Here is a 20,539-nt window from a genome sequence, read left to right as displayed (position 1 = left end):
TTTAGTCATACAGCTTTTATGATTTTCTTTGGAAAGCGGCTACAAAAAATCCATCGCTGCCGAAATGCTGAGGAAGTACTTGCAACATGTTGTTTTCAATCGGCAGTGGTACATGGCTTTGCACACTATTTAAATCGGCAAGTTGCAAATCTGGATGCGTGTTCAAAAATTGTTTGACGAGCCCTTCATTTTCTTCATATTCAACTGTACAGGTGCTGTATACGATAATGCCGTCCGGTTTAATGAGCTGATAGGCCGTTTCTAAAAGTTGCTGTTGAATGACCGTTAAATTCTTTAGGTCCTGTTCGGTTTTATTATATTTTATTTCCGGTTTGCGCCGTATGACTCCAAGCCCACTGCACGGGGCATCTACGAGAATCCGATCGAACGAAGCAGCCTCATATACTGTTGTCAATTCCCTGCTATCGCCGCTTTTTGTTTGGATCGATGAAATGCCTAAACGTTCTGCGTTAGCCTTTATCAATTTAAGTTTATGGTCATGTAAATCATGCGCGTAAATTTCACCTTCGTCATTCATCTTCTCGGCGATAAATGTTGTTTTACCTCCAGGAGCCGCACACATATCAAGAACTTTCATTCCTGGTTTTACATTTAGAGCAAGAACCGGCAACATAGAACTTTCATCTTGAATAGTGAGAAGCCCGTCTGCGTATGCTACTGTATTTGCTAAACTTCCACTAGCGGTCTGCACACTCTCCATAACAACTTGTCCTTTTGATGCTTCAATTCCTTCTTTTTGCAATGATAAAATTGCTTCTTCGACTGTCAGCTTTAGTGAATTCACTCTTGCCGTCATCGTTGCAGGGTTATTGTTCTCATGCGCCATCGCTAGTGCTTCTTCTTTGCCAAATTGTTCAATCCATCTATCGATCAGCCATTTAGGATGACTCGTTTCAATGGAAATCCTTTCGGCATCATCTTTTATCTCTTCAATTGACGGTACCCCTTCTCGTAATACTGATCGAAGTATTCCATTTACTGTAGGAGCAATCCGTTTATGTCCTCGACGCTTCGCAATTTCAACTGCTTCATGAACGACAGCATGCGGTGGTATCTTTGTCAGGAAAACGATCTGATAGATCGATAAACGTAACAGTTCTCGCACCCAACGATCCAACTTTCCTCTAACGAACGGTTCCAAATAATAATCTAAAGCTAAACGATGTTGCAATGTACCGTATGTCAGTTCTGTTAAAAGACCCCGGTCTTTAGGATCGATTGTGTATTTCTTAATCGTGCGGTTAAGTAAGAGATTGCTGTATGCTTGGTTTTCATTGATTTCAATTAAAATTGATAATGCGGCATCCCGCACATTGCCGTTCCAAATTTTCTTTTTGACGTTTGTCATTCGAATGAGTCTCCTTCAAGCCATTTCGCACCGATACCGTTCATGAACTCTTCTGCAGTTAGACGTTTCTTGCCAGCCGGTTGCAAATCAGTAATCGCGATGGACGTCTCGTCTCCTGTTTTAATGACGATCTTGTCCTTCAAAATTGCAATAATCGTACCCGGTTTTGCTATATCAGATTGTATAATGGATTTTTCAGCACCCCATATTTTCACATTGTCCCCTCGGAACACAGAATATGCTCCAGGCCATGGATATAATCCTCTTATTTGATTGTAAATAGAGGCACCGCTTTTGGTCCAATCGATTTTTTCCTGTTCGCGCGAAATGTTACTTGCAAACGAAACCTGTGCTTCCTCTTGTTTTATACGATTATTCGTCTTCTCTACTATGGAAGGCAATGTATCTTTAAGAAGTTGCTTACCAGCTTCCGAAAGTTTTTCAAAAAGAATTCCTGTATTGTCTGTTTCATCAATCGGAACTTTAACTTGAGAAATGATATCGCCTGCATCTAATTTCTCTACCATATACATAATTGTGACACCCGTTTCGGTTTCACCATCAATGATTGCTTGATGGATAGGAGCGCCTCCCCGGTATTTCGGCAATAGTGATGCATGGACATTAATGCACCCAAGTTCTGGCGCTTCAAGTAACTCTATAGGAAGAATTTGTCCATATGCCGCCGTTACAAGAAGATCAGGTTTCATGGCGATGAGTTCTTTCAATTCTTCAGACTTCCGTAGTTTTTCTGGTTGTAACACAGGAAGGTTTAACCTGACGGCTTCTTGTTTAACTGGAGGTGGCGTTAAAATACGTTTTCTGCCAACAGGGCGGTCAGGCTGAGTCACGACAGCCATAATTTCAAAGCCTTCGTCGTGCAGCATCGTTAAAATGGGTACTGAGAAGTCAGGAGTTCCCATAAATACAATTTTTGTCATTCCACACCTTCCTCCCCGTCAAATTCTTCAAATTCTTCAGGATCAACAATCCGCTTAATCTTAGAGTCAAAAAGAATTCCATCCAAATGGTCAATCTCGTGAAGAATTGCACGTGCTTCATAATCTTCCGCTTCAAGCTCGTACAAAGAACCATCCCGCTCCTGTGCTTCTACCTTTACATAGAAGGGCCGTTCCACTTCACCATATAATCCTGGGAAGCTCAAGCATCCTTCCACTTCAATTTCAGAACCACCGATTTCCGTGACGACAGGGTTAACCATTTCTATTACGTCAGCGCCTTCGCCAAGATCGACAATAGCGACGCGTAATAATTGGCCTACTTGCGGTGCTGCAAGCCCAATTCCATCCGCCTCCACCATTGTTTCGTGCATATCGTCCAGTAATTTCGCAAGTTTCGCATCAAACTTCTTCACTTCTTTGCATTTCGCTTTTAGTAATGGAGACGGACTTTTTACGATTTCTAATATTGCCAATTAAATTCCTCTTCTCTAACAGTTTAATCTTCACATCAATTTAAAAAATGGAGCTCGGATCGACATCGACACTCATCAGTAAGCCGTCTTTCATCCAACTAGTACGGTACATTTTAATTAGCTGTTGTAATGTCTCAATAAGTTTCGGCTCTTTTTTGTATTTTATCAAACATTGGTACCGATATCTATTGTTCACTCGGCTAATTGCAGCTGAAGCGGGACCAATTATAAACGTTTCAGGAGACAAGGAATTCTTAATGAATGTCGCACCCTTATCTGCATAATCGATAACTTTCATTAAGTCCTCGTGAGAAAATTGGATTAATGTAATATAAAAGAACGGAGGATACCCATATTGCTTCCTTGTTCCCATTTCCATATTGTAAAAAGGTTCATAATGCTGTGTTTTCGCTAACTCAATAGCATAGTGTTCCGGTGTATAAGTTTGGATGAATACTTCCCCTGCCAGTTCATGCCGTCCAGCTCGACCGCTCACTTGCGTCATCAGTTGGAAAGTCTTTTCGGCAGCACGGAAATCGGCAAGATGCAACGTTGTATCCGCTGCAAGTACTCCGACTAAAGTGATGTTCGGGAAATCCAGCCCTTTTGCAATCATCTGCGTACCGAGGAGAATATCCGCTCCACCTTCGCTGAACTTTCGAAGAATTCGCTCATGAGATCCTTTTTGCCTTGTCGTATCTACATCCATTCTTAAAACCCTTGCCGCAGGAAAAAGCTTAGCAATTTCCTCTTCTGCTTTTTGGGTACCTGTTCCAAAAAAACGGATATGCTCACTCTCACATTCCGGACATTTTAGTGGCACTACTTCTTCGTGTCCACAGTAATGACATTTCAAACTTTCATTTGATCTGTGATACGTCAAAGAGATGTCACAGTTCGGGCATTGTACGACAGTTCCACAGTCTCTGCATAATACGAATGAGGAAAACCCTCTTTTATTCAAAAAAAGGACGATTTGTTCTTTCTTTTCCAACCTTATTCTGACGGCTTCCGCTAGAGGAACTGAAAACATGGATCGATTTCCGTCTTTCAGTTCTTCTCGCATATCGACGACGGTTACGCTAGGTAGTTCTTGGTTTTTTGCTCTTTTAGACAATTCAAGTAGTGTATAAACGCCTTTAGAAGCACGCGCATATGATTCGAGTGAAGGCGTAGCACTTCCAAGAATGACAGGGCAGTTGAAATATTCCGATCTCCAAATTGCCACGTCTCTTGCATGATACCTTGGATTATCTTCTTGTTTATAAGTTGACTCATGCTCTTCATCTAAAATAATAATGCCGATATTCTCAAATGGAGCAAAAATAGCCGACCGAGCACCTACAACAACTTTTACTTCTTTGCGATGGATCTTTCTCCATTCATCATACTTTTCACCGGCTGATAAACCGCTGTGCATGACTGCGACAAGAGAGCCAAACCGTTGTTGGAATCGCGAAGTCATTTGTGGAGTCAATGAAATTTCAGGCACAAGAACGATTGCTTCCTTGCCTTTTTTCAACACATGACTAATTGCTTGTAAATACACTTCGGTTTTTCCACTTCCGGTAATTCCGTGCAACAGGAACGTTTCAGGTGTGTTGTTATCAGATGATTTATTGACGAGATCCAATGCACTCCTCTGTTCATCTGTTAGATTAAGTGGCACTTCAGTATCTCGGAGTTTTGGTGCATCCGGTTCACGATATGTCTCCACGCTACTTTCGATTGCGGCACCTTTTTTGATAAGCGCTTTAAGAACAGGGGCCTGAATGGATGATTCGCGTAATACCGTCGCAACAACTATCGTTTCATTTGCATGTCCTTTCAACCACTCAAGTAATTCTTTTTGCTTTTTGGCATTTGCATGAATGGTTTCATCGATTGCTTGAAGTTTCTCAGCATTTGCTATGTGAATCATCCGCACTGTTTTCACTTTCGTCCGCTGGCTAATCGCCGTATCAACTGTAATAATACCTTCTTTTGCATACTCTTTAATGATTTTTAGTAGTGCAGGATCCGTTACTTGTTTTAGCGGCATGCGAGTACGTCCTTTTAACAACGATACCAAAGCGGGATTTTCTATCTCACTCAGTTCTTCCACTTCGATGAATTTCTCATATTTTCCGCGCATAGCGGCTGGAAGCATGACTTGCAACGCGTCGATTTCATAAGCAAGCGTTTCTCTTGCCACAATTTTAGAGAGCTTTAGAAGTTCATTTGAAAGAACAGGCTCTAGATCAATTAATTCATCAATCGGTTTTAGCTTACTTTCATCTAAGTCGGTTTCCATTTTTAGTTGTACAACATAACCGAGAACTTTTCTTGGTCCGAACGGAACTTTCACACGAACTCCACATTCAATCACTTCTTGCATGTTGTATGGAACTGCATAGTCAAAGGGCCTGTCTATCGGATAAGCAGCTACATCGACAATGACTTCAGCGATCATCGACAGTTGCCCTTTCTTCTTGGATGATTTTTTCAAGAAGAACGTTTGCTAGTTCGCTTTTCAACATTGCTTCAAATGGATATGATTTACCTGCCCGCGTCAGTAGTGTAACGACATTCGTATCACTTCCAAATCCTCCTCCAGGATCAGTAACATCGTTGACGATAATATAATCGAGGTTTTTACTCTCCAATTTCGATTTACCGTAACCGATAGCATCATTCGTTTCTGCAGCAAAACCTACAAGAATTTGACTGTTTTTATGCGCGCCAAGTGTTTTCAAAATATCTGTCGTCCGTTCGAGTTCTATGGATGAATCGCCATCCTTTTTCTTCATTTTCTGCGTTTGTGCTTCTTTCGGCTTGTAATCAGCAACAGCCGCAGATTTTACGACTATTGAAGCGTCGTCATATTCTGCAAGAACTGCTTCAAGCATTTGAGCAGCACTTTCCACTTTCACTAGTCGGACTCCTTCAGGCTTAGGTAGTTCTACTGGCCCCGATATGAGCACCGTCGAAGCGCCTAACTTCGTAGCTGCTTCTGCCATTGCATAACCCATTTTCCCGCTTGAGAAGTTGGAAATATATCGGACAGGGTCAATTCTTTCGCGAGTAGGACCAGCCGTGACAACAACTTTTTTTCCTGCTAGCGGCAATTGAATTGGGTTAGAAAAACGTTCTTTTATTAAATCCACGATACGCTCAGGCTCTTCCAATCGCCCTTTGCCTACATAGCCACAAGCTAAAAATCCTTCAGCAGGTTCTATGAAACGATAACCATCTTCATGAAGTTGCGCTATATTCCTCATAACTGACTTGTTTTGATACATATGCACATTCATCGCAGGAGCAATCCAAACTTCAGCAGTTGTTGCAAGCAGTGTGGTAGTAACCATGTCATCCGCAATACCATTTGCTATTTTTCCTATCGCATTCGCAGTTGCTGGTGCAACAATGATGAGATCTGCCCAATCAGCAAGGTCGATATGTGCGATGACATGTGAATCTTTCTCATCGAATGTATCAAAATAGACATCATTGCGTGACATTACTTGAAAGGATAACGGTTTGACGAACTCCATTGCAGAAGACGTCATGATAACTTTCACTTCCGCTCCTGCTTGAGAGAGCTTACTTACTAATGCAACGGCTTTATAGACGGCAATGCCACCAGTGACACAGACAAGTATTTTTTTATTCAACAACAGGCTCATCCTTTCCCACAAAAATTGTTCTATGTAAAATAAGAAACTCCCAAAGAAAGTCTGTTTCTAAGGGAGTGACACACTGACTATTAAAATGCTTTACTATTTTCGATTCGCTTACACTTCGTCTTCATAAATAATAGAATCATCTTGTTGTTGTTTAGATAATACACCTGCTGCCACTTCTTCCAAAGCTTTGCCGACATTCTTATGAGACGTGTATTTTTGCAATAATGGATTGCGACTCTCCTGCATTTCACGAGCTCGTTTTGCAGCAAGTGTTACGAGTGTGTATTTGGAATCAATTTTACTTTTCAATGAATCGACTGATGGATATAACATAAATCATTCCCCTTCCAGCATTTGTAAGTACCGTTTTTCAACACGTTCACGACGGCAATGTTCGGCAGTAACAATCGCATTAATGCGATCGCAAGCTTTTGTCACTTCGTCGTTTTCAACAACATAATCATATAGATTCATCATTTCAAGCTCATCACGTGCTTTCAATACACGGCTCGCAATGACATCAGCTTCTTCCGTCCCTCTTCCAACGAGACGAACCTGTAGTTCCGAAAGACTCGGAGGTGCGAGGAAAATAAAGAGTCCATCAGGTACTTTCTCCCGGACTTGTGCGGCACCAACTACTTCTATTTCAAGGAAAACATCTCGACCAGCGTCTAATGTCGCATTGACATAATCAAGCGGAGTCCCGTAGTAATTACCGACATACTCAGCATACTCCAGAAGCTTTCCTTCTTCAATCCGTCGTTCAAATTCCTGTCGAGACTTGAAGTAATAATCGATACCGTCCTGTTCACCTTCACGAGGGCTTCTTGTAGTCATCGATATTGAATATTCGTAGTTTGTATCAGGTTGTTGAAATAATTCTTTTCTGACCGTTCCTTTCCCGACACCGGAAGGACCGGACAGGACAATAAGTAGTCCTCGTTGTTTGTACATGCAATCCCTCTTCTGTATGTAGTGTTAAGCTATTATTGTTTTATTCATCATAGCAAACATTCTTCTCATATTATAACATATCTACACCTGAGAGTGCTAAAATGGAACAAAACGTTTGAAAGAGGAATTCACAATGGCATTTGATGGTTTATTCACAGCAGCAATGACAGACGAGCTACAGATTATTAAAGATGGACGAATTTCAAAAATTCATCAACCGAACACCCAAGAAGTTATTCTAATGATAAGAGCAGGTAGAAGCAATCATAAATTACTTATTTCGACACATCCCTCCTATTCTCGTTTGCAACTGACCGAAGATACGCAGACGAACCCACCCGAACCGCCGATGTTTTGTATGGTGCTCCGAAAGCACCTTGAAGGCGGAATGATCGAGTCGATAGAACAGGATGGCAATGATCGTATTATCAAGTTGAACATTCGCGCAAAAAATGAAATTGGTGATGAGATTGAACGGACATTGATCATTGAAATCATGGGTAGACATAGTAATATGATTCTTATCGATCCCGGTCGTAATATAATCATTGACAGCATAAAGCATTTGCCACCATCGGTAAATAGTTATCGAACAGTCATGCCCGGACAACCTTATATACCTGCACCCCCACAAGATAAAATAAATCCATTTGAGATAGATGAAAAGACATTTACAGAGGTGTTTTCTGAAATTGAAGAACCAAAGGATATTGTGGGTGCGTTTTCGGGTTTCTCACAGATTCATGCGCAAGAAATTCTACATCGGTTACAGGGTAGTAGTCCCGATCAATTCTTTATGATATTTAAAACTTTCCTATCTTCTTTTAAAGGTGAATTGAAAATTCCTACCATTGCAGAAAATGGCAACAAAACAATATTTTCTGCAACGGCTTTAACATTCGCCGATAAAACGATAGCCACTTTCGATACATTAGGTGAAATGCTCGACAAAGTGTATTTTGCAAGAGCTGAACGTGAGCGTGTAAAATCACAAGCAGCGGACTTGGAAAGATGGCTGGACAATGAAATTGCAAAACTAAAACTGAAGATGAATAAACTTTCCAAAGAACAGCAAGCTGCAGAAAAGCTCGATACATTCCAATTATACGGAGAACTATTAACTGCAAACAGCTACGCCATTCAAAAAGGCGATTTGGAAGCGACTGTCGACAATTATTACGAGGAAGGCACGACAGTGACAATTCCTCTCGATCCGCGGAAGACACCGATTGAAAATGCGCAGCGGTTTTATTCCCGTTATACAAAAGCTAAAAATGCATTGATTATGATCGCCGAGCAATTGCAAAAAGCACAAGAGGATATCGATTATTTCGAAATGATTAAGCAACAAGTAATGCAAGCTTCACCAGATGATATTGATGAAATACGTGAAGAGCTGGCTGATCTTGGTTTAATGAAGGCAAGACGTGGTAAAAAGAAGCCGAAGCCTAAAAAGCCATCACCGGAAAATTATGTATCTTCGACTGGCATCCCTATTTCTGTTGGGAAAAATAACAAGCAAAATGATTATGTGACGTTTAAAATAGCCGCAAGAGATCATGTTTGGTTTCATACGAAAGATATTCCGGGATCCCATGTTGTCATTCATGACGCGGATCCAGACGAGCAGACAATCCAGGAAGCAGCCACTCTTTCCGCTTACTTCAGTAAGGCAAGAGGCTCATCTTCAGTGCCTGTTGACTTTACAGAAGTAAAACATGTGAAAAAACCGAACGGATCAAAACCCGGATTCGTCATCTATTTCGAGCAGAAAACGATATTTGTCACTCCAGAAGAAGATGTCGTGCGGAAACTGAAGAAATGAGTTAATGTCTCCGCATCATATAAATGATTCACAAATGGTAACAAGTTCGGGTTAAACATCAAAAAGGAAGAATAGAATCCAATTCAATCCTTTCAGTCCGATGGTGCAAAAACAAAAATACCCGCAAAAAAGAATCCGAATTCGAATTTGAAACGGATTCTTTTTTTTGCATATATATAGAAACTCATCTGTTATAAGTATGTATGTCTTCCACAGACCAAATAACATAGATTTAATAAATACTGTATATCTTTAATATAAACACTAACTCTCTAGCTCTCCTATTCACATCAATAATATTAACTTCCATACTGATCATACTCTTCAGAAAACCACTTTTAACAGACTCTTTTAAATGTATAATTTCCGATTTGTTCCCCAATGTTGTTGGAGTTGAATTGGATAAGTCAAATTCTTGTTCATCAACTTTCCATTTCCCAAAACGAATAGAGTAATCTCTATTTGTTTTATTTTGCGCATCAAATGTTACATACATATCATTTGAAGCTTCATCATAATAGAGGCTAGTCATTTTAAAATAAAATTCCGGATCATCAAACAGGACTTTATGAATCCCAAGATTATCATCGGGTTCTGCCGTCCATTCTTTCCATTCCTCACTTGTCCATTCACTCATTTTACTAGTATCAAATTGTTTATATCCTTTAGTAAAATCAATGTAAATCATTTCTTTAGCCATATTACACCTCATTTTTAATAAAGTTCAACAATCTTTCCTTTGACAAAAGATAAAGCGATCCTCAGTCTTCCAAACGTGCAAATCATCAGCAATATATCCACGTAACCACAACACACCACTAATTTTCCTTAGATAAAAACCTCTCGGAAAATCATCATCTTCACTAATTTTTTCTGTTGCTATTGTGATGGACCCAGAAGGAGCTTGTCCTCGTGAAAGATTCCTTGTACTACCTTCAGGTTGATCTAAATAATTTAGCCTTATATGAGGTCCTACCTCAAGTGGACACAAATCCAAACCAAGTTCTTCAGCTCGTTTAATTATTTGAGGCATAGTGGCTCCTCCAGGAAAGCCAAGGTTCCTTATAGTTAGTTCAACGGTCTTCAGATTGTATTTTGTTTTTGATGTAGTAAATTTATCGTTAGATAATAGTATCTCAGCATACTCATTCAACGAGATAGATTGTTGTCGTAATTTTCGAATGAGCTCTAATTTGGTAAGTCCACCAATCTCTGTTTTTCTAGTAATATCTTGAAACTCAGGATACATTTTCACTAGGAGCCACTCCTTGCTAATTAGATATTATTAATAATTTTCATTCATATCCTTTTATGATGTCGCTACCTACTTGTCCTAATTTATGCAAATGCGCACAATAATTCTTCGAGAATAGCTCCCGATTCTGGAATAGTGTTAGAATCGTTAATTTGCGTTCCAGACGGACGCTTTCCGGAGGGCGTGGCTTGAGCCGCTTCCTTCGCTTCTCTCCGTCCAGGGTCTCAAGGCACACGCTAATCCTCCCGGAGTCGCCGTCTTCCACTCCAATTAACTAAGTGTGTGCTATATCATTAAAGCACCCGTTACTTGAAGAAATCCTGTTTAAGGATACTCATTCTTACACGGTCAACAAATTCACCATTTCTTAATCGGTCTTGTCTTAAAATGCCTTCTTCTACATAACCCATACGAGTATAAGATTTGATTGCTTTTTCATTATCCACTTCGACTCTTAACCAAATCTTGTTTAGTTCTAATTCGTTAAATCCCCATAAAAGCATTTCTTTCATTGCAGCAAGTCCATATCCTTTGCCCCAATATGTTTTATCACCAATTGCAATTCCTAATTCAGCGTGTCTATTCATCCTATCGATGTTCTTTAAATCAACCCAACCAATATGTTTTCTCTCTTCTGTTACAATGGCTTTTTGTTCATATCCATTTCTCTTGTTAATGCACATTTCAATCCAAATTTGGGTTTCTTCCCTACTAAACGGAGGAAACTTTTCTGGCATATTCAGGTGCTTTGTCACTTCTTTATCTAAACACCATTGATACCGATCTTCTACATCATCAAGAGTTAATTCCCTTATTTCAACTTTCGGTAGCTCCGTTGTTCTCATCTCTTTAGCCCCCTATGTAACATTTTATTAGACGGAAACCCAATTGATTAAGTTTTGACTTATTCCATTAGCTGGCCCGTTTCTGGAACACTTGCTTTGTAATAACTACTCTTCGTTGCTTGGAGTGCAGGCGCCGACTCCTGCGGGAAAAGCGCGAGCTGAAGACCCCACAGGAGCGTGCCCTTCGCGACGAGGAGGCTGAAGCCGTGCCCGCGGAAAGCGTGCGCCGGAACGCAAAGCAACATTTGATGCTGGCCCATTTCTAGAATACTTGCTTTAGAATAACTACTTTCCGTTGCTTGGAGCGGAAGACGGCCGACTTCGGAGGGATTAACTTTTCGAGCATCACTGCCTTAATTTCTGTAAAGAACACATAAAATAAGGAAAATCAAAATTAACTCCAATCATTGAACATGAATCCCTCTTTTAGATTCTAAAATGATTATAACAAAGATATGTAAAAGCTCCTCTTGAAAACGGAAAAAGCATCGCTATTTGCGATGCTGATTGATTTTCTAATTCGATTTTATTTCGTTTGTTATTTTAAACTTGTACCACTCATTTGAAAGGGTTAATCACAATCCCATTTCATCATTTCATTATTTCAATAAACCAGCCTTCAACTTACCATGCCATTTAAGAAGCTCACTGATCGATGCATCCGTAATTGCTCCGCTTTCTTTAGCGGCTTCAGTTAATGCATTGAAGTCTGTCAAACTCTTGTAGCTCAGTCCTGCTTCTTCAAAAGCCTTGTCCGCACTTTCGAGTTCATATGTAAATATGGAAACAACGCCAGTCACTTCAACATTTTCCGAAAGGAGTGCTTCAACTGCATTCAAACTGCTTCCACCAGTTGAAATCAAATCTTCAATGATGATCGCTTTATCCGAAGAAGTTACTTTCCCCTCGATTTGGCGGCTACGGCCGTGCCCTTTTGCTTTAGAACGAATATACACCATCGGTAATCCGAGGATATCTGCAATCCACGCAGCATGTGGGATGCCTGCAGTGGCTGTACCTGCAATTAGAGTTGTTTCAGGATAATGCTCTTTAATGAGACTCGCAAGTCCTTCAGCAATTTTTTTGCGGCCGACGGGATCAGACATCGTCAACCGGTTATCACAATAGATTGGGGACTGGATGCCCGATGCCCATGTGAACGGATCTTCAGGGCTAAGTTCTACAGCTCCGACATTCAATAAGATTTTCGCGATTTCTTTTTTCTCCATACTTATTCCATCCCTTTCCAACGAGCGTTAATATGTTCATACGCGGCTAGTGGATCTTTCGCACCTGTGATTGCTCTACCAACTACAATATGGGTAGATCCTTCTTTTCTCGCTTCTTCAGGAGTTGCAATTCTTTTCTGGTCATGCGCACCAATTTCAGGCAAACGGATTCCTGGTGTCACTTTCAGGAACTCACTTCCACAAACTTCTTGTATGATAGACGCCTCATGCACGGAGCATACTACTCCATCCAATCCTGCTTCTTTCGTAAGTTTCGCATAATGGAGGACAGAATCTCGCAAAGACGCTTGAATGAGCTGCTCGTCACGGACTTGTCGTTCATCCGTAGATGTCAGTTGAGTTACACCAATGATTGACGGGCGTTTCATTCCTGAAGGTGTACCTTTGTCCAACCCTTCAAGAGCCGATTCCATCATCGTCTTTCCTCCAGCAGCGTGGACATTGACTAGATCGACACCTAGACTAGCTAGTGATTGCATAGCTGACTTTACAGTATTCGGAATATCATGCAGTTTCAAATCGAGGAAAATATCAAATCCAAGTTCTTTTAGCTTAGCGATGATTGCAGGGCCTTCTTTGTAATAAAGTTGCATTCCAACTTTTACGTTTACATCACCATTAAATGCACGAAGGAACTCTATCGTCTTTTCTGCGGATTCAAAATCCAACGCAATAATTGGAGAGGTTTTCATTATGGGTGGCTCCTTCCGATAAGTTCTGAAATATGATCGATTTGTAGAGCATCGAGTTTTGCCGGCAATTCTTTAATAATGTTTGGACAGACGAATGGATCGACGAAGTTTGCCGTACCTACTGCTACAGCACTTGCACCAGCTGAAAGGAAGTCAATGACATCTTCTGCATTCGCAACCCCTCCCATACCTATAATGGGAATGTTAACTACCTGGCTCACTTCATATACCATTCGTATGGCAACCGGCTTGACCGCTGGTCCTGATAAACCACCTGTAACGTTAGCAATGATCGGTCTGCCTGTTTTTTGATCGAGCCGCATACCGACTAATGTGTTAATCATCGTTATACCGTCTGCTCCTGCCGTTTCTACTGCATTAGCAATTTCTTTTATATTCGTAACATTTGGAGATAGTTTCACGTACACCGGTACTTGTGATACTTTTTTTACCGCTGCCGTCAGATCATGTGCTTGTTGTGGGTCTGTACCGAAAGTGATTCCGCCACATTTGACGTTAGGACAGGAGATGTTCAATTCCAAAGCTTTCACATTCGGCGCAGATGAAATCTTTTGTGCTACTTCCACGTAATCTGCTGTTTCTGTGCCCGCTACGTTTGCAATAATCGGAACATCAAATTGCTCAAGCCAAGGCAATTCATTGTCCATCACGCCTTGCAAGCCTGGATTTTGAAGACCGATCGCATTCAGCATTCCAGCTGCTGTCTCAGCTACCCGTGGAGTCGGATTGCCAAAGCGTGTTTCTAATGTCGTCGCTTTGATCATAATTGCGCCCAGTTGGGACAAGTCATATAGATTGCCGTATTCTTTACCGAAACCAAAACAGCCTGATGCCGGCATAATCGGGTTTTTCAACTGCAAGCCAGGTAGTTCTATTGATAATCTATTCATATCGACACCACCCCTGCAGGAAATACCGGACCATCCGAACATACTTTAATGTATGGCTTATCCGTTTTATCCGTTGTTTGGCACACACATGCAAAACAAGCACCTATACCGCAACCCATTCGCTGTTCAAATGAAAGAAAGCCTTTTTTACCTTCGTAAGCAGATTGCACAGCATTCAACATCGGCATAGGACCACAGCTATAGTAGGTTGAAAATTCTTCATCAAAATTTTTCATTACATCTGTCACAAATCCTGCCGTTCCTTGCGTTCCATCTACTGTAGCGATATACGTTTCACCAAGCTGACTAAATGCATCTTCATAAAATGAAGCGTCAGCAGTTTGGAAGCCTAGCACATGCACACACTTGACGCCTTTAGCAGTTAGTTGTTTCGACAATTCGTAAAGGGGTGGAACGCCAATCCCACCACCAATCAAAATTGCCGTGTCTCCTGTTGCTGTTTCATCTACAGGGAAGCCGTTGCCGAGCGGTCCAAGCACATCCACTTCATCCCCTGCACGTTTAAGCGACAACAATGAAGTACCACGCCCTTCCGCCCGATAGATGATCGTCATTTCGTTGCAGTCACTGTTGATGGATGCGATGGAAATTGGTCTTCGAAGTAACGGTTCGAATGAATCCGATACACGGATATGGACAAACTGGCCTGGGGAATCGATTTCCCCGACCAGCTTTCCTGTAAGTTTCATTTCAAAGATATCCTTGGCAATTTGCCTCTGTCCGACAACGGTCATCCTGTCTTGGATAATCATAATGTCACCGTCTGTTTTGCCATTTCATCTGTTTGGAAAGTCATCGATTCAATGACGCGCAGCATTGCTTCCGCTGTATCGATTGACGTTAGGCACGGGATGCCGTTTTCTACAGATTCACGTCTAATTCTGAAGCCATCGCGTTCAGGTTGTTTCCCTTTCGTCAATGTGTTGATGACGAGTTGGGCATCACCTTTTTGAATGACATCGATTAAAGTTGGACCGTCAGATCCTATTTTACCAACTGTCTCCACTTTGATATTCGATTCTTCCAAAGTTTTAGCTGTTCCTTCAGTTGCCATGATATGATAACCGATATTAATGAAACGTTTTGCAAGATCAACGATTTCCTCTTTATCTTTATCAGAAACGGTCATTAGTACAGAACCGTATTCCTTTATTTCCATTCCCGCAGCGACAAGTCCTTTGTAAAGGGCTTTTTCAAGTGTCACGTCTTTCCCCATAACTTCCCCGGTCGATTTCATTTCAGGTCCTAGTGTGATATCGACACGACGTAATTTTGCGAATGAGAATACCGGTACTTTTACATAGACGCCTGCTGGAATATTTGCCAAGCCGTCTTTATAGCCCTGCTCGACGATGGATTGGCCCAAAATAGCTTTTGTCGCGATGTTCGCCATCGGTATATTGGTGATTTTGCTCAAGAATGGTACTGTTCGGCTAGATCTTGGATTGACTTCGATTACATACACTTGCCCTTCAGAAATGACGAACTGAATGTTCAATAACCCTTTTATATTTAAGCCGAGTGCAAGACGTTTTGTGTAATCCACAATTGTCTCAACCATTGATGCAGACAGATTTTGTGGTGGATACACTGCGATTGAGTCACCAGAATGAACACCTGCACGTTCGATATGTTCCATAATACCCGGTATGACTACATGTTCTCCATCACAAATGCCATCCACTTCAATTTCTGTACCTGTCAAATAGCGGTCGATCAGTACAGGATGTTCAGGGCTTGCTTGTACAGCATGCTCCATGTAATGTAACAGTTCCGATTCAAGATACACAATTTCCATAGCACGTCCGCCAAGAACGTAGGAAGGTCTTACAAGTACGGGATAGCCGATTTCATTAGCAATTGCCACTGCTTCAGGAACAGACACTGCTGTTTTACCTAATGGTTGCGGAATACCGATTTCATGTAATGCACGTTCGAACTTGTCACGGTTTTCTGCACGGTCAATATCTTCTAGAGTCGTTCCTAGAATTTTAACCCCACGAGCTTCAAGTCCTGCAGCCAAGTTGATAGCAGTTTGTCCACCGAATTGAACAATGACGCCTTCAGGCTGTTCTAAATCGATGATATGCATAACATCCTCAAGCGTCAACGGTTCAAAATACAACTTATCGGATATAGAGAAGTCTGTTGAAACCGTTTCAGGATTGTTATTGATGATGATTGCTTCATAACCAGCTTGTTGAATCGCCCATACGGAGTGAACTGTCGCATAGTCGAATTCTACACCTTGCCCTATACGAATCGGACCAGAACCGAGAACAACTACACTCTTCTTTTCCGATTTAATCGATTCGTTTTCCTGTTCGTACGTTCCGTAGAAGTACGGTGTATCGGATTCGTATTCACCTGCGCATGTGTCAACTTTTTTGTAAACTGGTATGATTCCATGTTCTTTCCGTAAATCATATATTGTACGTTCATTTTCATCCCAAAGCTGAGCGATTGTTACATCTGAGAAGCCCATGCGCTTTGCTTTATATAAGACGTCGATATTTTGTGGATTTGCCTTCAGCTGTTCTTCAAATTGAACGATTTTTTCAAACTTCCGCAAGAAGAAGACGTCGATCATGCTCCATTCATGTAATGTTTCAATCGATACTCCTCTGCGAAGTGCTTCGCCGATGAAGAATAGACGCTCGTCCCCTGCTCTTCTAATACGTTTTTCAATCCACTCATCCGTCATGTCTTCCGCGTGTTTTAGTGACAATCCGAATTGCCCTGTTTCCAGTGAACGGACAGCTTTTAATATCGATTCTTCAAACGTACGCCCCATTGCCATTACTTCGCCTGTTGCTTTCATCTGTGTACCAAGGTTTCGTTTCGCAGATTCGAACTTATCAAAAGGCCAGCGCGGGATCTTCGTTACAACATAGTCAATTGTCGGTTCAAAACATGCATAAGTCGTTCCTGTTACAGGATTCATCATTTCGTCGAGCGTCAAGCCTACAGCGATTTTTGCAGCAAGTTTCGCAATTGGATAGCCCGTCGCCTTAGAAGCTAGCGCTGATGAACGGCTAACCCGTGGATTCACTTCGATAATATAATAATTGAAGCTATGTGGGTCAAGGGCTAACTGGACATTACAGCCTCCTTCGATTTTCAAAGCACGGATGATTTTCAATGAAACATTCCGTAACATCTGATTTTCGCGGTCTGTCATCGTTTGACAAGGTGCCGTCACGATGGAGTCACCAGTGTGGATACCGACTGCGTCGACGTTTTCCATATTACATACAACAATCGCATTGTCTGCAGAATCCCGCATCACTTCATATTCAATTTCTTTGAAGCCGGCGATGGATTTTTCAAGGAGACATTGCGTAACAGGGCTGTATTTTAATCCGCTCGCTACGATTTCTTCAAGTTCTTTGTCGTTGTTACAAATCCCTCCACCTGTGCCACCAAGTGTGAATGCCGGGCGGACGATAACTGGATAACCGATTCTTTGTACAAAATCATAAGCTTCTTCAAGGTTATGGATAATATCACTCTCAGGTACAGGTTCTCCGAGTTCATTCATGAGTGTTCTGAAAAGATCACGATCTTCTGCTTTATGAATTGCGTCGAGCTTAGTCCCAAGAATTTCGATTTTCAATTCGTCTAGAATTCCTGATTCCTGTAATTCAATTGCCATATTCAATCCAGTTTGTCCGCCTAGTGTCGGAAGTAATGCGTCAGGGCGTTCTTTACGGATGATACGGCTGACGAATTCCAATGTAATCGGCTCAATATATACTTTGTCTGCAACTTCTGTATCCGTCATAATTGTAGCAGGGTTGGAGTTAATAAGGATTACGCGGTACCCTTCTTCTTTCAGTGAAAGGCAGGCTTGTGTGCCAGCATAATCGAATTCAGCAGCTTGTCCGATTACGATCGGTCCAGAACCTATTACGAGAATCGTTTCTATATCTTGTCTTTTAGGCATTGTAATTCCCCTCTCCCTTGCTTACATTCATTAGGTCTTCAAATCTATCAAATAGATGTTTTGCATCTTCCGGTCCTGGTGATGCTTCTGGGTGGAATTGGACGGAGAAAGCTGCATCGTTTTTGCTACGCAATCCTTCAACTGAGTTGTCGTTTAGAGCTCTATGTGTAATTTCAAGTTTGGACGTATCAATTGATTCTTCGTCCACACTGTAACCATGACTTTGTGAAGTCAGTTCAGTTCTGCCTGTCAACAAATCTTTCACAGGGTAGTTGCCACCGCTATGTCCAATTTTCATCTTCACCGTTTTTGCACCATATGACAATGCAAGAAGCTGATGACCTAGTCCAATTCCGAAGATCGGCGCTTTCCCAATTAGTTGTTTAATCGTTTCAACAGCCCCTTCAACGTCTGTAGGATTTCCTGGTCCGTTAGATAACAGAATACCATCTGGCCCTAATGCAAGAATTTCTTCTGTTGATGTATCGTGTGGTACGACAATGACATCATAATCCCGTCTATTCATTTCTCGTAGCAATCCGTGTTTCAATCCGTAGTCAATGACAACAACCCGCTTGCCACGTCCAGGACTTGGATATGGTTTTTTAGTAGAAATCATTGCAACAAGGTTTTTTGGAGTTTCGTATGATGAAACATCCGCTATCGCATATGCTTCATTAATTTCTTCTCCAGCTGCAGTTAGCTTCCCTTTCAATGAACCCTTTTGACGGAGGATTCTCGTAAGCATTCTTGTATCGATTCCTTCTATACCTGGAATTCCCTTTAATTCAAGAAGTGCGCCTAGCGTCATCGAACTTCTGAAATTTGAAGGTTCTTCACTAAGTTCACGAACGACCAACCCGTTAATCGCAGGTTCGATGGATTCATAATCATCCCGATTAATGCCATAATTTCCAATGAGCGGATAGGTCATGACGACAATTTGTCCAAAACCTGACGGGTTAGAAATTGTTTCTTGATAGCCTGTCATGCCCGTTGTAAACACAACATCTCCAATCGATGCGCTGTCTGCTCCAAATGCTGTTCCTTCGAAAATCGTGCCGTCTTCAAGTACTAAATATCTTTTTTTCATCATTGACCATCCTTCCAGACGATATTTCCGCCATAAATTGTAGTTACTGGCCACCCTTTGCAAGCCCAGCCGTCAAACGGTGTATTCTTTCCATTTGATAAGAAAGTCTTACGGTCAATTGTCTGCTCTTTATTCAAATCGAGAAGCACTAGATCCGCAATTGCTCCTACTTCAATTTTACCGAATGGCATATTGAATACGTCAGCAGGTTTTTTTGTCATCCAGTCAATCAATTGCTTTAAAGACCATTTTCCTTCTGCGACAAAATGTGTATACAAAAGTGGGAATGCCGTTTCAAACCCTGTAATACCGAATGGCGCTCTAGCAAATCCAACACTTTTTTCTTCTGCAGTATGGGGTGCGTGATCAGTTGCTATGAAGTCCAATGTGCCATCCATTAGTCCTTCGCGCAAAGCTTCTAGGTCCTCCGTTCCGCGTAGCGGAGGGTTCATCTTCCAATCTGCATTATCACCAGGAATATCATCTTCACTTAGTAAAAGATGGTGCGGACTTACTTCCGCAGTAACATGGATACCTGCTTTTTTGGCATCACGGATTACTCTCACTGATTCTTTCGTGCTGACGTGACATACATGGTAATGCGCGCCTGCAGCTTCTGCCAACAGAATATCCCGTGCAATATGCACCGATTCAGCAATAGAAGGAATGCCCGGCAAGCCGAGTTCCTTATTGCGTTTACCTTCGTGCATCGCTCCGCCATAGATCAATGTATTGTCTTCGCAATGTGCAACGATTGCCATGTCGATTTTGGCTGCATCCTGCATCGCTTCGAACATCATGCCCGCTTCTTGGACACCGACACCGTCGTCTGTAAAAGCGAAAGCGCCGTTTTCTTTCAGTTCCGTAAGATTCGTGCGCTCTTTACCTGCTTCGCGAATTGTTATCGATGCATATGGGAGTACTCTAATCAATGCTTTCTCTTCAATTAAATTATTGACGAGTGACAAATTTTCTTTCGTATCAGGAACTGGGCGCGTATTCGGCATTGCACATATAGTCGTATAGCCGCCTTTTGCCGCTGCCAAAGTACCCGATTCGATCGTTTCTTTATGCTCTCCACCTGGTTCGCGTAAATGAACATGGACGTCGATGAATCCAGGAGCCAATACAAGCCCATCTGCTTCGATTACTTCTGAGTCGTTAATTGCCAAGCCTGATCCGATTTCAGTGATACGATCCTCTTGTAATCTAACGTCCGAAACAATGAGTTCCCCTTTATCGTTCAGTAATTGAGCACCTTTAATGAGTTTTGACATG

18 protein-coding genes are annotated in these 20,539 nt (G+C 41.6%); 1 reads left to right on the top strand and 17 read right to left on the bottom strand.

All coding sequences use genetic code 11. The features are described from left to right. Window positions 1–16: 16 nt before the first annotated feature. From rsmB to gmk, 7 genes are all read right to left on the bottom strand, one after another. Window positions 17–1,369, bottom strand: coding sequence for a 16S rRNA (cytosine(967)-C(5))-methyltransferase RsmB (rsmB, locus tag H9649_RS02720; RefSeq protein ID WP_191693121.1), 1,353 nt, complete (start codon window positions 1,367–1,369; stop codon window positions 17–19). Continuing rightward, window positions 1,366–2,310: a methionyl-tRNA formyltransferase gene (gene fmt, locus H9649_RS02715; RefSeq protein ID WP_191693120.1), complete on the bottom strand. Its 945-nt coding sequence runs from the start codon at window positions 2,308–2,310 to the stop codon at window positions 1,366–1,368. The genes rsmB and fmt overlap by 4 nt, the downstream gene beginning before the upstream one ends. Continuing rightward, on the bottom strand, window positions 2,307–2,804 hold the full coding sequence (gene def, locus H9649_RS02710; protein ID WP_191693119.1) for a peptide deformylase: 498 nt from the start codon (window positions 2,802–2,804) through the stop codon (window positions 2,307–2,309). The genes fmt and def overlap by 4 nt, the downstream gene beginning before the upstream one ends. 40 nt (window positions 2,805–2,844) lie before the next feature. Further along, window positions 2,845–5,256 carry a primosomal protein N' gene (priA, locus tag H9649_RS02705; protein ID WP_191693118.1) on the bottom strand — a complete coding sequence of 804 codons (2,412 nt, stop codon included), beginning with the start codon at window positions 5,254–5,256 and terminating at the stop codon, window positions 2,845–2,847. Continuing rightward, window positions 5,246–6,463, bottom strand: coding sequence for a bifunctional phosphopantothenoylcysteine decarboxylase/phosphopantothenate--cysteine ligase CoaBC (coaBC, locus tag H9649_RS02700; RefSeq protein WP_191693357.1), 1,218 nt, complete (start codon window positions 6,461–6,463; stop codon window positions 5,246–5,248). Before coaBC ends, priA begins: the two co-directional genes overlap by 11 nt. 114 nt (window positions 6,464–6,577) lie before the next feature. After that, window positions 6,578–6,802: a DNA-directed RNA polymerase subunit omega gene (gene rpoZ / locus H9649_RS02695; RefSeq protein ID WP_191693117.1), complete on the bottom strand. Its 225-nt coding sequence runs from the start codon at window positions 6,800–6,802 to the stop codon at window positions 6,578–6,580. Window positions 6,803–6,805: 3 nt separating this feature from the next. Continuing rightward, on the bottom strand, window positions 6,806–7,423 hold the full coding sequence (gmk, locus tag H9649_RS02690) for a guanylate kinase (RefSeq protein ID WP_191693116.1): 618 nt from the start codon (window positions 7,421–7,423) through the stop codon (window positions 6,806–6,808). A gap of 133 nt (window positions 7,424–7,556) precedes the next feature. Between gmk and H9649_RS02685 the strand changes: the two genes are divergently transcribed. Further along, a complete protein-coding gene (locus H9649_RS02685; RefSeq protein ID WP_191693115.1) occupies window positions 7,557–9,248 on the top strand; it encodes an Rqc2 family fibronectin-binding protein in 1,692 nt (563 codons plus the stop codon). A gap of 232 nt (window positions 9,249–9,480) precedes the next feature. Here the strand turns inward: H9649_RS02685 and H9649_RS02680 are convergent, their stop codons facing one another. The 10 genes from H9649_RS02680 to H9649_RS02635 form a co-directional block, all read right to left on the bottom strand. Beyond that, window positions 9,481–9,948 (bottom strand): hypothetical protein, encoded by a 468-nt coding sequence (locus H9649_RS02680; RefSeq protein WP_191693114.1) that lies wholly within the window; start codon window positions 9,946–9,948, stop codon window positions 9,481–9,483. 24 nt (window positions 9,949–9,972) lie between these two features. Continuing rightward, on the bottom strand, window positions 9,973–10,497 hold the full coding sequence (locus tag H9649_RS02675; RefSeq protein WP_225229644.1) for a helicase: 525 nt from the start codon (window positions 10,495–10,497) through the stop codon (window positions 9,973–9,975). Window positions 10,498–10,808: 311 nt separating this feature from the next. Beyond that, entirely contained in the window at window positions 10,809–11,348 is a 540-nt protein-coding gene (locus tag H9649_RS02670) for a GNAT family N-acetyltransferase (protein WP_191693112.1), read from the bottom strand. Window positions 11,349–11,947: 599 nt separating this feature from the next. After that, a complete protein-coding gene (gene pyrE / locus H9649_RS02665; RefSeq protein ID WP_191693111.1) occupies window positions 11,948–12,577 on the bottom strand; it encodes an orotate phosphoribosyltransferase in 630 nt (209 codons plus the stop codon). 2 nt (window positions 12,578–12,579) lie between these two features. Continuing rightward, window positions 12,580–13,290: an orotidine-5'-phosphate decarboxylase gene (gene pyrF, locus H9649_RS02660; RefSeq protein ID WP_191693110.1), complete on the bottom strand. Its 711-nt coding sequence runs from the start codon at window positions 13,288–13,290 to the stop codon at window positions 12,580–12,582. Continuing rightward, complete coding sequence (locus tag H9649_RS02655) at window positions 13,290–14,201, bottom strand: dihydroorotate dehydrogenase (protein WP_191693109.1); 912 nt, start codon at window positions 14,199–14,201, stop codon at window positions 13,290–13,292. Before H9649_RS02655 ends, pyrF begins: the two co-directional genes overlap by 1 nt. Beyond that, window positions 14,198–14,974 (bottom strand): dihydroorotate dehydrogenase electron transfer subunit, encoded by a 777-nt coding sequence (locus tag H9649_RS02650; protein ID WP_191693108.1) that lies wholly within the window; start codon window positions 14,972–14,974, stop codon window positions 14,198–14,200. The genes H9649_RS02655 and H9649_RS02650 overlap by 4 nt, the downstream gene beginning before the upstream one ends. Next, window positions 14,971–18,168 (bottom strand): carbamoyl-phosphate synthase large subunit, encoded by a 3,198-nt coding sequence (carB, locus tag H9649_RS02645; RefSeq protein ID WP_191693107.1) that lies wholly within the window; start codon window positions 18,166–18,168, stop codon window positions 14,971–14,973. Before carB ends, H9649_RS02650 begins: the two co-directional genes overlap by 4 nt. Further along, window positions 18,161–19,261, bottom strand: coding sequence for a carbamoyl phosphate synthase small subunit (locus H9649_RS02640; RefSeq protein WP_191693106.1), 1,101 nt, complete (start codon window positions 19,259–19,261; stop codon window positions 18,161–18,163). Before H9649_RS02640 ends, carB begins: the two co-directional genes overlap by 8 nt. Continuing rightward, the gene (locus H9649_RS02635) at window positions 19,261–20,538 is read right to left on the bottom strand and encodes a dihydroorotase (RefSeq protein WP_191693105.1); all 1,278 of its coding nucleotides are present in this window, start codon (window positions 20,536–20,538) and stop codon (window positions 19,261–19,263) included. Before H9649_RS02635 ends, H9649_RS02640 begins: the two co-directional genes overlap by 1 nt. Between the last annotated feature and the right edge of the window lies 1 nt (window position 20,539).

Source organism: Sporosarcina quadrami, from assembly GCF_014836615.1.
GTDB classification, from domain to species: domain Bacteria; phylum Bacillota; class Bacilli; order Bacillales_A; family Planococcaceae; genus Sporosarcina; species Sporosarcina quadrami.
The sequence above is the reverse complement of the archived record's forward strand: the minus strand, read 5'-3'. Positions and strand labels throughout refer to the sequence as shown.